At 70.8% G+C, this 13,421-nt stretch carries 13 protein-coding genes; 11 read left to right on the forward strand and 2 right to left on the reverse strand.

Annotation, left to right across the window (positions count from 1 at the left end):
* Positions 1 to 19: 19 nt before the first annotated feature.
* Entirely contained in the window at positions 20 to 949 is a 930-nt protein-coding gene (locus tag FH608_RS38975; RefSeq protein WP_139635425.1) for an inorganic phosphate transporter, read from the forward strand.
* Positions 946 to 1,578: a DUF47 domain-containing protein gene (locus FH608_RS38980; protein WP_139635426.1), complete on the forward strand. Its 633-nt coding sequence runs from the start codon at positions 946 to 948 to the stop codon at positions 1,576 to 1,578. Before FH608_RS38975 ends, FH608_RS38980 begins: the two co-directional genes overlap by 4 nt.
* A 34-nt stretch (positions 1,579 to 1,612) precedes the next feature.
* On the opposite strand, the gene FH608_RS38985 is transcribed toward FH608_RS38980, so the two are convergent.
* Positions 1,613 to 2,758 (reverse strand): FAD-dependent oxidoreductase, encoded by a 1,146-nt coding sequence (locus FH608_RS38985; RefSeq protein ID WP_139635427.1) that lies wholly within the window; start codon positions 2,756 to 2,758, stop codon positions 1,613 to 1,615.
* A 55-nt stretch (positions 2,759 to 2,813) separates the two neighbouring features.
* Between FH608_RS38985 and FH608_RS38990 the strand changes: the two genes are divergently transcribed.
* The 8 genes from FH608_RS38990 (at position 2,814) to FH608_RS39025 (ending at position 9,753) form a co-directional block, all read left to right on the forward strand.
* A complete protein-coding gene (locus tag FH608_RS38990; protein WP_139635429.1) occupies positions 2,814 to 3,455 on the forward strand; it encodes a TetR/AcrR family transcriptional regulator in 642 nt (213 codons plus the stop codon).
* A gap of 66 nt (positions 3,456 to 3,521) precedes the next feature.
* Positions 3,522 to 3,935, forward strand: coding sequence for an HIT family protein (locus FH608_RS38995; RefSeq protein ID WP_139635430.1), 414 nt, complete (start codon positions 3,522 to 3,524; stop codon positions 3,933 to 3,935).
* A gap of 338 nt (positions 3,936 to 4,273) precedes the next feature.
* Positions 4,274 to 4,927, forward strand: a complete 654-nt coding sequence (locus FH608_RS39000; protein WP_139635432.1) for a response regulator transcription factor — start codon at positions 4,274 to 4,276, stop codon at positions 4,925 to 4,927.
* A 16-nt stretch (positions 4,928 to 4,943) separates the two neighbouring features.
* A complete protein-coding gene (locus tag FH608_RS39005; RefSeq protein WP_226900286.1) occupies positions 4,944 to 6,149 on the forward strand; it encodes a sensor histidine kinase in 1,206 nt (401 codons plus the stop codon).
* A gap of 59 nt (positions 6,150 to 6,208) precedes the next feature.
* Positions 6,209 to 6,775 (forward strand): hypothetical protein, encoded by a 567-nt coding sequence (locus FH608_RS39010; protein ID WP_139635433.1) that lies wholly within the window; start codon positions 6,209 to 6,211, stop codon positions 6,773 to 6,775.
* Positions 6,775 to 7,827 (forward strand): peptidoglycan-binding protein, encoded by a 1,053-nt coding sequence (locus tag FH608_RS39015; RefSeq protein WP_139635434.1) that lies wholly within the window; start codon positions 6,775 to 6,777, stop codon positions 7,825 to 7,827. Before FH608_RS39010 ends, FH608_RS39015 begins: the two co-directional genes overlap by 1 nt.
* A 59-nt stretch (positions 7,828 to 7,886) precedes the next feature.
* Positions 7,887 to 8,570 (forward strand): ABC transporter ATP-binding protein, encoded by a 684-nt coding sequence (locus FH608_RS39020; RefSeq protein WP_317135604.1) that lies wholly within the window; start codon positions 7,887 to 7,889, stop codon positions 8,568 to 8,570.
* A gap of 1 nt (position 8,571) precedes the next feature.
* Entirely contained in the window at positions 8,572 to 9,753 is a 1,182-nt protein-coding gene (locus FH608_RS39025; protein ID WP_139635435.1) for an ABC transporter permease, read from the forward strand.
* A gap of 54 nt (positions 9,754 to 9,807) precedes the next feature.
* Here FH608_RS39025 and FH608_RS39030 read toward each other — a convergent pair whose 3' ends face one another.
* Positions 9,808 to 10,701, reverse strand: a complete 894-nt coding sequence (locus FH608_RS39030) for an ADP-ribosylglycohydrolase family protein (RefSeq protein ID WP_317135605.1) — start codon at positions 10,699 to 10,701, stop codon at positions 9,808 to 9,810.
* Positions 10,702 to 11,009: 308 nt separating this feature from the next.
* Here FH608_RS39030 and FH608_RS39035 point away from each other — a divergent pair, with 308 nt between their 5' ends.
* Positions 11,010 to 13,406 carry a DUF4132 domain-containing protein gene (locus tag FH608_RS39035; protein WP_139635437.1) on the forward strand — a complete coding sequence of 799 codons (2,397 nt, stop codon included), beginning with the start codon at positions 11,010 to 11,012 and terminating at the stop codon, positions 13,404 to 13,406.
* The last annotated feature ends 15 nt before the right edge of the window (positions 13,407 to 13,421 follow it).

Consider the following 13,421-nt stretch of genomic DNA (forward strand, 5'->3'; position numbering starts at 1 on the left):
CAGGAGAAGGCGGCCTCCCGTGTCCCTAGAGGTCCTGCTCGCAGCCGTCTTCGCCCTGGTCACGGGTGTCAACGACGGTGGCGCTCTGCTGGCTCCCGGCCACAAGCTGCCCACGGTACGACCACGGACCGGCATCGCCGTGCTCGTCGCGATGAACGCGCTGGTCCCCCTGCTGACTCAGGACGTGGCACAGACCTTCACGCGGCGCCTGGCCACGCCGCAAGGCCCGCACGCCCGGCACGTCGTGGCGGTCGCGATGATCGCGGCGCTGGTCGTGGTCCTCACGCTCACCCATTTCGGCAAGCCCACCAGCCTCACTCTGGCCATCGTCGGAGGACTCACCGGGGCCGGGATCGGCTGGGGCATTCCCGTGGCGGCCGGGCCGGTGGCGCTCGTGCTGGCGGTGGGGCTGGCCGCGCCGTTCGCCGGGGCGCTGGTGGCGCCGGTGATATCGCGGCTGCTGGGCGCCGTGACCGCGAGCCGGGGGCTGGCGCGCTGGCACTGGGCCGGGTTCGCCGTGCAGAGCCTCGCCTACGCCGCCAACGACGGCCAGAAGATGGCGGCCGTCTTCATCCTCGCGCTGGGCGTCCCGGACGCGCCGCTTCCCGTCACGCTGACGACCGCGACCCTGTTCGGCATCGGAGCGCTGTACGGCCTGCCCAGAGCGGGCCGCACGCTGAGCATCGAGATCATCTCGGTCCGGCCCCTGTACGGCGTGGCCGCCCAGGCCGGCTCCGGCCTCACGGTGATCGGCTGCGCCGCGGCCGGCATGCCGGTGAGCATGACCCAGGCGGTCGCGGGCGGGCTGATCGGATCGGCGATGGCGGAGGGCGGCGGCAAGGTGCGCTGGCACGCGGCCGTCAAGATCGTGCTGGCCTGGCTGCTGACGTTGCCGACGAGCGCCGTGCTGGCGGGGCTGGCGGCCTTCGGGTTGGGGATGGTGGTATGAGGCGGCTGAGCCGGGTTCGTGATCTGCTGGCCGGGCGCATGGACACCGCGCTGACGGAGGCTCTGGCAGGACAGCTGGGCGCGACCAAGGAGGGCGCCCACCTCGCGATGGCCATGGTGGCGGGCGAGATCGACAACACGGGCGCGCACCAACGGATGCGGGCGATCGAGCATCTCGGCGACACCCAGCGGGCCCGGCTGGTGGTGGAGCTGGAGTCCGTCCTGATCACCCCGATCGACCGGGAGGACCTGTTCCGGCTCTCGCGCGCCATCGACGACGTGCTCGACGCGCTGCGCGACTTCGTCAGGGGAGCCCACCTCTACCGGTTGCCCGGGCAGACCGGATTCACCCCGCTGCTCGACCAGGTGATCGCGGGCATCGAGGCGCTGGACGAAGCGGTACGCGCTCTGGCGTCGAAACCCTCGGCAGCCGTAGGAGACGCGCTGGCGGCCAAGAAGGCCGGTGGTGCGGTGCGCAGGATGTACCAGTACGAGATCGCCCGGATCTTCACCGGCGAGCTGACGGCGGACAAGATGAAGGAACTGGAGCTCGCCCGCCGCCTCGAGATCGCGGGCACCGCCATCGCCACCGCGGCCGACGCCGCGGCCGAGGGGGCGATGAAGCGCTGATCCGGCTGCGGTTCATGACCCGTGCCATTGGCCATCAGGCGTGCCAGAGGGCGGCGAGCTGCCGGGTGGCCAGCCAGGACGGCACGGCACGGAGCAGCGTGTCGCGCAGCCACGCGGTGGCGCCGGTCCGGGAGGTCAGCCGCGACTGCCTCGACGCCGCGCGCATGATGCGGTTGGCTTCGGGCCTGCGCTCGGCGTCATAGCGCAGGAGCCGTTGGGCGACGTCGGCCGGTTCCGCGCCCATCAGATGGCGGGTCAGCGCGGCGGCGTCCTCGAAGGCCTGGCTGGCGCCCTGGCCGAGGTCGGGTGGCATGGCGTGCGCGGCGTCGCCGAGGAGCGCGATCCGGCCGGCCACGAACGAGGGCAGCGGTTCGGCGAGGCCGGCGATCGGGTCGACGTAGATGGCGTCGGGCGGGGTCGCCTCGATCAGCGCGGTGACGAGGGGGTGCCAGTCGGCCATCAAGGACAGCATCTGCCGGCGTGCCTCGTCCGCGCCGGGCGGCGGGCCGTGCAGGGCGGAGTCGGTGAACCAGTAGAGGCGGTCGTCGCCGACGGGGAACAGGCCGAACATCGCGCCGCTGCGGCGGTCGACCAACTGGCCGTTGAGCAGGTCCGTTGCCGTGCCGGGAGGGCGGGGCAGCATGCCGCGCAGGTCCATCCGGCCGGTCCGCCGTAGCCCGGGGTGGCCGGGCATGAGTTGCGCGCGCAGCTTGCTGCCGATGCCGTCGGCCGCGATCACGGCGTCCGCTCTGGCGACGGGCTCGCCGCCGCTGATCACGGTCACCCCCTCGGGGTCGGGCTCCAGACGTTCGACCGGGGTCGCGGCCCGTACAAGCTCGGCGGGCAGCGGGGCGCGGAGCAACCGGTGCAGTTCCGTCCGGTCGATCATGGCGGGCGTCCCGACCTGCCGCTGTGCCTGGACCAGGTCGGTGATCAGCAGCGGCCGTCCGCGCCAGTCCCGCAGCCCGAAGTGGCCGCCCCGCAGGTCGTGCCCGCGGATGTCCTCGGCCAGTCCCAGCGCGTCCAGCGCGCGAAGCCCGACGGGCATGATCACGATCCCGGTGCCCGCCTCGCGCAACTCGGGGGCGCGTTCGAAGAGCGTCACCTCATGGCCGGTGCGGTGCAGCCCCGCCGCCGCCGCCACCCCTCCGAGCCCGGCGCCCACCACCACGATCCTCATCGGACCTCCTCATTCACTACGATCGTACTAGTACGGATATTGGTACCATGAGCTCATGCCGCCCATGAATCCGGCCCGCCGCCGCGCCCTGGCCGACACCGCCATCGAGCTGCTGGCGTCCTCGGGCGTGCATGGCGTGACCCATCGCGCGGTGGAGAAGGAAGCGGGCCTTCCGCCGGGCACGGCCTCCAACTATTTCCGCAGCCGGGAAGCCCTGCTGGTGGCCGCCGCGGAGCGCATCGTCGAGCTGCATCACGCCGACACCGACCGTGCGACCGAGCAAGCGACCGCGCAGCCTGTGACCCTGGTCGACCTGCTGACCGAATCACTGTTCACAGCGGCGACCACCCTGCGCAGCCGCTATCTGGCGATCTTCGAGCTGCAACTGGAGGCCACGCGCCGGCCGGTGCTCGCCTCGGCGCTCGCCGCTCTGCAGGGCGCGGCGGTGCAGGTCACCGCTGGGCACCACGGCAAACTCGGCCTCACCACCCCCCACGCGACGATCTCCGCTCTGATCACGTTCTACGAGGGTGCGCTGTTCACCCTGCTCACCGCGCCGCCAGGGAGCGTCAGCAGGGATGCGGTCCAGGACATGGTCCGGGTCGTCGTGCACGGCTGCGGCATACCCGAGGAAGCCTTCGCACCTGCCGGGCCGGCGGACGCGCATCCGGCCGACCGGCCCGCGCCTTCAAGCTGAACCCAGCGTTGTTCGACACTGATATGGCTAATACGCTCTGACTCGATCAAGTGAAGAAAGGCGGCCATGACCGAAACCTGTACGTTCTGCGGCATCGTTGCTGGAGACGTCCCTGCGGAGATCGTCTACTCCGACGAGAATGTGGTCGCCTTCCTTGACATCTCGCAGGCGACTCGCGGTCACACCCTGGTCGTCCCCCGCGAGCACTGTCGCGATCTGACCGACATCGGCCCGGACCGCGCGGGCCTGCTGATGCGGGGTGCTGTGCACACCGCCGCCCTGCTGCGGCGCGCGCTGGAACCGGGCGGGATGAACATCTGGCACGCCACCGGCCCTACGGCCTGGCAGACCGTGTTCCACTTCCACCTTCACCTGCTTCCCCGCTACACCCCCGAGGACCTCAAGCAGGCATGGACGCATCGCGACCTGCCGCTGTCGTCGCTGTCGCCACTGGCCGACCAGATCAGGACCGTCGAATGATTCGCTTCTACGGTTGTTGACGCCTTCGGTCCGGCCGTTGTGGTGCGGAAGGACGAAGGCGGCGTTCACGGCGTCACGGTCGGGTTCAAGGCCGTTGGCGAAGCCTGCAGATGGGGGTTCAGGGACAGGTTCAGGCGGCGGGAGCCCAGCCACTACGTCGAACCATCCTTCTCCCGGTCAAATGCGGATGCCGACGGGTGGCGGGTGCTTGCCCGTGTGTCATCCACCGGCGCCCTGCGCACGGCCCGGCGGGGGGCGGTTGTGACAACCATGTGACCGTCTCACCCGTACGCTGGCGTTCCGGATCGGAGGCGGACAGGGGCAGGCGGGGGAGGCGGATGAGGGTCCTGGTGGTCGAGGATCACGTGCGGCTCGCCGATTCGGTGGCGCGGGTTCTGCGGCGCGAGGGCATGGCGGTCGACGTGGCGCATGAAGGGACGGGAGCCCTCGAGCGCGCCGTCGAGGTCGAGTATGACGTGGTGGTCCTCGACCGTGATTTGCCGGGTGTCTCCGGCGACGAGGTGTGCCGCCGGCTGATGGGGGAGCCGCTGCGCACCCGGGTGCTCATGCTGACCGCGGCCGGCACCATCGCCGACCGGGTGCAGGGCCTCACCATCGGTGCGGACGACTACCTGCCGAAGCCGTTCGCCTATCCCGAACTGGTGGCCCGCATCCGGGCGCTCGGCCGGCGTTCCCAGCCCGCCGTGCCGCCCGGCCTGGTGCGCGGTGACCTGGTGCTCGACCCGGCTCGGCGAGTCGCCACCCGGGCCGGGACGCCGCTGCCACTCAACCCCAAGGAACTGGCCGTCCTTGAATACCTGCTCACCGCGCAGGGCCGGGTGGTCTCCGCTGAGGAACTCCTGGAACGGGTGTGGGACGAGGCCACCGACCCGTTCACGACGACGGTGAAGGCGACCATGAACCGCCTCCGGTCGAAGCTCGGTGAGCCCCCCGTCATTGAGACCGTTCCGCGGGCCGGCTATCGAATCTGAACGGGACGGGATCCTCATGGGCCTGAAGTCCAAGATCGCCGGCATGCGGGTCCGGCTGCGGCTCACCCTCCTTTACGGCGTGCTCTTCCTGCTCTCAGGCGCCGTTCTGCTGGCCATGACGTATCTGCTGGTCGCACACAGCGGGCCTAACGTCGCGATGTCGACGACCAGCACGACGCCGTCCGGTGGGCGGAGCGTCAGCATCTACCTGGGGGACGACCTGCCGGCGGACTCCAAGCTGACGGCGGCGGAGCAGCGCGTCACCGAGGCGGTCCGGGAGCAGGCTGTCCGGCAGCAGACGGAGCTCATGCATCAGCTGCTCGTGCAGTCCGGCGTGGCGCTCGCCGTCATGTCGGTGCTCTCGGCCGTGCTCGGCTGGCTGGTGGCCGGGCGTGTGCTGCGGCCACTGCAGACCATGACGAAGAGCATCCAGCGCATCTCGGCGCGAAATGTGCACGAGCGGCTGGCTGTCACCGGGCCGCGCGACGAGCTCAAAAGTCTGGCGGACACCGTGGACGGGCTGCTCGGCCGGTTGGAGGCCGCACTCGACTCGCACAAACGGTTCGTCGCCAACGCCGCACACGAGTTGCGTACGCCGTTGACGCTGGAGCACGCCCTGCTGGAGGAGACCGCCATCGACCCGGACGCGACGGCGGACTCGTTCCGGGGGCAGTTCGAGCAACTGATGGCCGTCAGTGAGCAGCAGGCCCGGCTCCTTGAATCGCTGCTCGTCCTGGCGACCAGCGAACGCGGCCTGGACCGTCCGGAGAGCGTTGAGCTGTCCGGGCTGACCGGCGACGTGCTGCGGGCCGTCGGCCCGGAGGCGCGACGACGAGACCTGGCCGTCGCAGCGGAGGTCCGGCCCGCCCGAGTCACCGGCGACCCCGCCCTCATCGAACGGTTGGTGGCCAACCTGGTCGACAACGCGATGAGTTACAACGTCCCGGATGGACGGGTGGAGGTGGCGACGGGCACGGAGGGCGAGCGCTCCTTCCTGTCGGTGACCAACACCGGGCCGCCCGTCCCGCCGGAGATGGTGGACCAGCTTCTCAGCCCGTTCCAGCGGCTCGGCCGGGCGGCCGACGATGACGGTCATCACGGCCTCGGGCTGTCCATCGTCCAGTCGATCGCCGCCGCCCACTCGGCGGACCTGACCGTGCGCGCCCGGCCGGAGGGCGGCCTCGCGATCAGGGTGCTTTTCCCCGCTGCGGAAACCACGTAAGAGCGGTCAAGCGTTTTTTGTGCCCGTCGTGTGACCGGTCGAAGCGTAGAACAAAACGCATGTCCACGAATACGAAAAAGCCGCCGGCGAGGAAGACGACGACGCGACGAACGCTTGCCGCGGTTGCTCTGATGCTGGCCGTGGGAATGACGGGTTGCGCCCGTCATGACGACCCGATGGTGGCGACCGCCGGCTCCGGCGCGCCCAAGGCCGGCGCCGGCGCGGCGGCGGGAGACGATCAGGCCTCGGCCCTGAAATTCTCGCAGTGCATGCGCGACCAGGGCCTCACGTGGTTCCCCGACCCGGATGCCGAGGGCAATCTGGGGGTGCACGCCCCCGAGGGCACAGACCAGGGCAAGGTCGACAAGGCGGAGGAAGCGTGCAAGGCGTACTCGCCCTGGAGGGGCCGGCAAGGCCGGCCGATCAGCGACGCGGATCTCAAGAAACTGCGGCAGGTTTCGCAGTGCATACGCGACCACGGATTCGCGAAGTATCCCGACCCCGATGCGAACGGCTCCATCAAAATCCATTCCGACGACATCGAGCCTGAGGACCCGGCCTTCCAGAAGGCGAGACAGGAATGCGATAAATACATGCCGGCTCCGCGGGGCAGGGAAAACTCCTGATGGGTGCCCGACGCATCGCGGGCATGGTCGCCGGCGTGCTGTCGGCCGGTGCCGTGGCCGCCGCGATCACGGTCTTCAACCTGCCCGTGGCGGGGGAAAGCCCCGGCTCCGCCGCCAGCACGCCGGTGGCCACCGTTGAGATCGCCAAGCTGACGCTGGTCGACCGGGAGAGCCACGACGGCACGCTCGGCCACGGCGACACCACGTCGGTCTTGTCGCGCGGCAGCGGCACCGTGACCGGGCTGCCCGCGGAGGGCGCGACGGTCACCCGCGGCAAGGCGATCTTCCGGCTCGACGACAAGCCGGTCACTCTGCTCTACGGCTCGCTCCCCGCCTACCGCACGCTCTCGACGGGGGTCAAGGGTGCCGACGTCAAGCAGTTCGAGCGGAACCTCCGGGCGCTCGGCTACCGCGGCTTCACCGTCGACGGCACCTACAGCTGGGCGACCGCCTCCGCAGTCAGGGACTGGCAGGACGACCTCGGCCTGACCAGGACCGGCACGGTGGATCCCGGCCAGATCGTGTACGCCACCGGCGCGGTGCGTGTGGACTCTCTTACCGCGCAGGTGGGGACCGTGGTGGGGCCCGGTGCCGTCGTGGAGAAGGTCACCGGCACGTCGCCGATGGCCACGGTCAGGCTGGACACGAGCTCGGGACGGCTCGCCAGGCGGGGCGCCACGGTGCGGGTCACGCTTCCCGATGGGAAGGTCGTCCCAGGAAAGATCATCAAGGTTGCCACGTTCGTGAGCCAGGGCGAGAACGGTGAAGCGGACACCACTGGGATAAAGGTGACGATCGGCTTCACCTCGAAGGTCAAGAGCAGGGGGGCGGCTGCCGTCACCGTCGCCTTCACCGCCGGCAAGCGGCCGAACGTGCTGGCCGTTCCGGTGGCTGCGCTGCTCGCGCTCGCTGAGGGCGGGTACGGGGTGCAGATCGTCGACGGAAGCCTGACGCGAGTCGTGGGGGTGGAGACCGGGCTCTTCGCGGACGGCAAGGTGGAGATCACCGGGAACGGGCTGCAGGCCGGCATGAAGGTGGCGGTGCCGTCGTGAATCCCCGCGAAACCGTCGCGAGTCCCTCCGAAACCGTCGCGAATCCTCTCGAAGCCGTTGTGACCGCCCGGGACACCCTCGTCGGCCACCCGGTGATCGAGCTCGCCGGTGTCACCAAGACCTACCCCGGCGGGGTCACCGCGCTGCGCTCGGTCGACCTCGTCGTCGACTACGGCGCGCTGCTGGCGATCGTCGGACCGTCGGGCTCGGGCAAGTCCACGATGCTGAACCTGGTCGGCACGCTGGACCGGCCCTCGCAGGGCACCGTGCGCATCGACGGGCACGACCTGGCGACGCTGTCCGACCGGCAGCTCTCCGCGCTGCGCGCCCGGCGTATCGGCTTCGTCTTCCAGCAGTTCCACCTCGCGCCGGGGCGGGACGCGCTGGGCAACGTCGCCGACGGCCTGCTCTACACCGGCGCCGGCAAGCGCGAACGCGAGCAGCGCGCCGAGGCCGCGCTGGTGCGGGTCGGCCTGGAGGAGCGGCTCACCCACCGCCCTCACCAGCTCTCCGGCGGAGAGCGCCAGCGGGTGGCCATCGCCCGCGCGGTCGCGGGCGACCCGCCGCTGCTGCTCGCGGACGAGCCCACCGGAAACCTCGACTCGGTCTCCGGCGCCGGGGTGATGAAGCTGCTGCGCGAGCTGAACGAGGCGGGCACGACGATCCTGGTCATCACGCATGACCGCGAGATCGCGGACAGCCTGCCGCGGCAGGTGCCGATGCGCGACGGGCAGGTGGTCTGAGATGTCGTTGCACCCCGCCCGGCTACGCCTGTCTGACCTGGCCCGGCTCGGCGGATACGGCCTGCGCTCGCGCCCGCTGCGCGCCGTGCTGTCGGCGCTGGGAATCGCGATCGGCATCGCGGCGATGACCGCGGTGGTCGGCATCTCCGACTCCAGCCGCGCCGACCTCGACCAGGAACTCGCGAAGCTCGGCACCAACATGCTGACCGTGTCACCCGGCAGCACGATGTTCGGCAAGCGTGCCACGCTGCCCGATGAGTCGGTCGCGATGATCGAACGGATCGGCCCGGTGCGGTCGGCCACCGCGACCGGCATGCTCGGCGACACGTACGCCTATCGCAACGACCGGATCCCGGCGGCGCAGTCCGGCAGCCTGTCCGTGCTCGCGGCCAAGCTCGATCTGCTCAAAACGGTCGGCGGCACGCTCGACCACGGTGCCTGGCTCAACGCGGCGACCGACCGGTATCCGGCGGTGGTGCTCGGCGCGACGGCGGCCGAGCGGCTCGGGAACGTGCCCGCCGTCCACATCGGTGGCCGATGGTGGGTGGTGGTCGGGGTGCTGCAGAAGGTGCTGCTCGCGCCGGAGCTCGACTCGGCCGTGCTCATGGGGTGGCCGGCCGCCACCACGTACCTGGGCTTTGACGGGCATCCGACGACGGTCTACACGCGGTCGGTGGAGTCGCAGGTGGAGGCCGTGCGTGCGGTGCTCGCGCCCACGGCTAACCCGTCGGCGCCGGGCGCGGTACAGGTGTCGAAGCCGTCCGACGCGCTGGCCGCGCGCCGGGCCGCGAACGCCACATTTGACGCACTGTTGCTCGGGCTGGGCGCGGTCGCGCTGCTCGTCGGCGGGATCGGCGTCGCCAACACGATGGTGATCTCTGTCCTGGAAAGGCGCTCGGAGATCGGCCTGCGCAGATCGCAGGGCGCCACAAAAGGCCAGGTCCGTATGCAGTTCGTCGCGGAGTCGCTGCTCCTGTCGCTGCTCGGTGGCGCGTTCGGTGCGCTGCTCGGCTATCTGGTGACCGGAATGTACGCCACGACGCAGAAGTGGCCCACGGTCGTACCACTGTGGGCGCTCGCCGGTGGCGTCGGCGCGACGGTGGTGATCGGTGCGATCGCGGGCCTGTACCCCGCGATCCGCGCGGCCCGCCTGGCGCCCACGGAGGCCTTGGCGGCGACCTGACGCGCATTGTCTCAGGGAGGCTCACGAGGCCTCCCCGAAATCTGCTTGCCAGGCTCAAACCCGGCGGCTCCACCTAACTCGGCGTCGTACAGCGTCATCAGGGTCGAGCGGCGGGGCACCTGCCCAGTCCGGCAGGGGTTCGCAGCGTCTCCGCCACTGCGGCGGCAGGCGGATTCCCTCGGCAACGGCGACGATGCCCCCGACGATGGCGCACGTGGTGTCGACGTCCCCTCCGGCCACCGCCGTGGTCCACATGGCCGCCTCGTAGTCGTGGCGTTGACGGGCTGCCACCCAGAGGGTGAACGGCACCGTGTCGTGTGCGGTGACCTGCCGTCCGTTTCCGAGCATCCGGGCGGCGAGCGAGGGGTCGCTGATGGTGAGGAGTTGCCGGGCCTCGGCGATGCCGTCGCGAACCATGCTCGCGGGGACGTGTTCGCTGATGCGATCGAGGAAGTGCCCGGCGGGCAGGTCGGGTTCTGTGGCGGTGACGGCCGTCGCCACCGCCACGGCCACGGCGCCGGCCACTGCCTCGGAATGCGTGTGGGTGACCTGCGCCGACAGGGTGGCCTGTCGGACCACTTCGGCCAGGTCGCCGGCGAACCAGGCGCCGAGCGGCGCCACCCGCATCGAGGTGCCGTTGCCCCACGAGCCCTTGCCGTCGAAAAGCCCGGCGGAAAGCGCCCGCCAGTCGCCTCCTTCGCGTACCAGCCGGAGCATGCGGTTCGTCGCCGGACCGTATCCGCGGTCGAAGTCATGACGGAGGGCGAAATCGGTGGCGAGCTCGTCCTGGTTGACGGTGCCGTGATCCGCCAGGACACGGTAGACGGAGCACGCCATCTCCGTATCGTCGGTCCACTGCCAGGGGGCCGGTGGAAGAGAGCGGGAAGAGAGCGCGTGACGGTTGGCCGGAACGAAGAACTGGGAACCGAAGGCGTCGCCGACAGCCAAGCCATGGAGAGAGGCTGCGGCCCGGGCAAGAAGGTGAGCTGACATTGCTCTCTATTGTGAAGGAGGCATCTGCTCCACCGCGGTGCGACGATGCAGGTTCGCGAGCGAGGCCGAATGTCGGTGCCCGTTGATAACTATGGCTCGTCACGTTGACCGACCGACGACGATGGAGCCCCCCATGGCCACGGCCATCTTCATAGACGAGAGCGCCACCGGCAGGTGCCCAGTCGAGATTCCCCTTCCCGCCCGGCCCGGCACGAGCCCGGCGCGCGAGCTCGTCCGCCTCTCGTCGCGGGCGGGGGACTGACATGGGCGTTCTCGACAATTTTCCCCAGTCCCAGCGCCACCTGATCACCTACCGCGTCCAGGGGCTGCCCCATGAGTGGTTCGCCCGATATGACGCGGGCGGGCGGCCCGGCGCCGACGAGGCCGGGCGCAGGGCGTTCGGCATGTGGGCGCAACTGCGGCTCAGCCTGGGCGACAAGGGTGGCCACGAGCATCCCGAGGAGGTGCTCCGGCTGGTGCGTGAGGTGGCCGGTGGCGACATTCCGTGGACGTTCGAGGACACGCGCTCTCTGTGGGAGATCGCCGACGCGCTGTCGGCTTCCGGCCACACCGGCCACGCCGAGCTGTACCGGATCCCGCTGGCCGCCATCGCGGCGCTCGGATACCCCGAGCGCCGTCAGATCCTTGGTGACGCGCCGTCGTGGCACCCGGCCAGTCGCAGCCCGGGCCGGGCCGCGTTACGCAAGGACCTGGAGCGGGTCCTGACCGAGCCGCCGGAGCACGGGGCGGCCGGAGTGGTGCGCAGCCTGGTCTGGGACGGCGACCCGATCGCCCGCGCCATGGCAGGGAAGTACGCCGAGCGGCTGGCCGACCCCGCCGTGCTCCCCCTGCTGAAACACTGGCGCAAGGCCAAGGCCGGCAGGCCGAGCGAACCCTGGCTCGCCAAGGTCCGCACGTTGCTGACCGACGACGGCGTAGCGGTGCTGCGCGAGATCCTCTCCCGCTTGGCCACGCACCGCGAGAGCCGCGAGCCCGGCGGCAGGGTCTTCCTCGCCCGCCGCACCGCCCTCCCGCTGCGCGGCATGCTGTGGACCTGCGAGGTGATCGACGCGCCCTGGGTGCCCACGCTGCTCGGCGACGTCGCCACGAACTGCGGCATCGGGCGCAACGGCACCGGCGGCGCCGCCGTCTGCCGCAACGAGAGACTGGCCAACGCCGCACTGAACGTGCTGGCCAAGCGGGGCGGCCTCGACACGGTGGGCGTGCTCGCGCGCGTGCGAGCCAAGGTGCGCAGACCGGCCCTGCTGGCGAAGGCGTCCGAAGCCCTCGACGCGGTGGCCGTACAGGAGGGGCTGACCCACGAACAGCTCGTCGACCGGACGGTCCCGGCCTTCGGGCTCGGCCCCGACGGGGTCCGGGAGGAGCGGGTCGGCGACTGCGTCGTCCGGCTCGACGTCGACGGGCCGGTGCTGCGGTACGTCAACGCGTCCGGGCGCGTCGTCAAGTCGGCGCCCCAGTCCATCCGCAAGGACCCAGGGCTCGCCGATCTCAAGGCCACGCTGAAAGACCTCAAGCGCACGCAGGCCGCCGAGCGGCTGCGCCTGGAGCAGATGCTCATCATCGAACGCGAGCTGTCCTGGCAGGAGGCCGAACAGTACTTCTTCGACCATCCGGTCACCGGCCCCTACACCCGCGCCCTCATCTGGCGGCTCCCCGACGGGTTCGCCGGGCTGCCGGTCAGGAGCGGCGGCGGCTGGGCACTGGCCGACGCGAGCGGCGAGACCGTACGTCCGGGCGCCGACACGCCCGTCCGGTTGTGGCACCCGATCCTGGAGAGCGCCGAGGGGGTGCGCGGCTGGCGCGACCACCTGCTGGAACGGGGGATCAGGCAGCCGTTCAAGCAGGCGTTCCGCGAGGTCTACCTGCTCACCCCGGCCGAGGAGCGCACCCGCACCCACTCCGACCGTTTCAAGGGCCACTTCGTGCGCTACGGGCAGGCCAAGGCGCTGCTGGAGCAGCGCGGCTGGAGCGGGCTGTCGATCGGTCACTGGGACTACGAGTGCGACGGCGACGTCGGGGCGGCCGTCAAGACGCTCGCCGGCTGGCAGGCGAGCTGGGGCATGCGGGTCGCCTCCGACCCCGAGCAGGACGCCTGGGGCACGGCCTCCTGTGCCGCCACCGACGCGATCCGGTTCCGCCACGCGGATCTTCCCGGCGACGCGCCGGTCGCCGACGTGCCGCCGCTGGTGTTCTCGGAGCTGCTGCGCGACGCCGACCTCGCTGTAGGGGTCGGGTCCCTGGGGCTCGACCAGCGGGCGGCGGCCGGGCACGACGGCTACTGGCAGTCGTACGGGTTCGGCGAGCTGAGCGAGACCGCCCGCACGCGGCATGACGCGCTGGCCCGGCTGCTGCCCCGGCTGAAGATCGCCGACCAGGTGGAGTTGACGGACCGGTTCCTGCGCGTGCGCGGGCACCTGCGCACCTACCGGATCCATCTGGGGTCGGGCAACATCCTGATGGAGCCGAACGACGCCTACCTGTGCATCGTCCCTGTCCGCGACCGCGCCGCCTCGTCGGTGTTCCTGCCGTTCGAGGAGGACGGCGGAATGCTGTCGGTCATCCTGTCCAAGGCGTTCCTGCTGGCGGACGACACCGGGATCAGCGATCCCAGCATCACCCGCCAGCTCGTCGCCACCTAGGCCCGATGCCTACGA

The sequence above is a fragment of the Nonomuraea phyllanthi genome (assembly GCF_006334985.2).
GTDB classification, from domain to species: domain Bacteria; phylum Actinomycetota; class Actinomycetes; order Streptosporangiales; family Streptosporangiaceae; genus Nonomuraea; species Nonomuraea phyllanthi.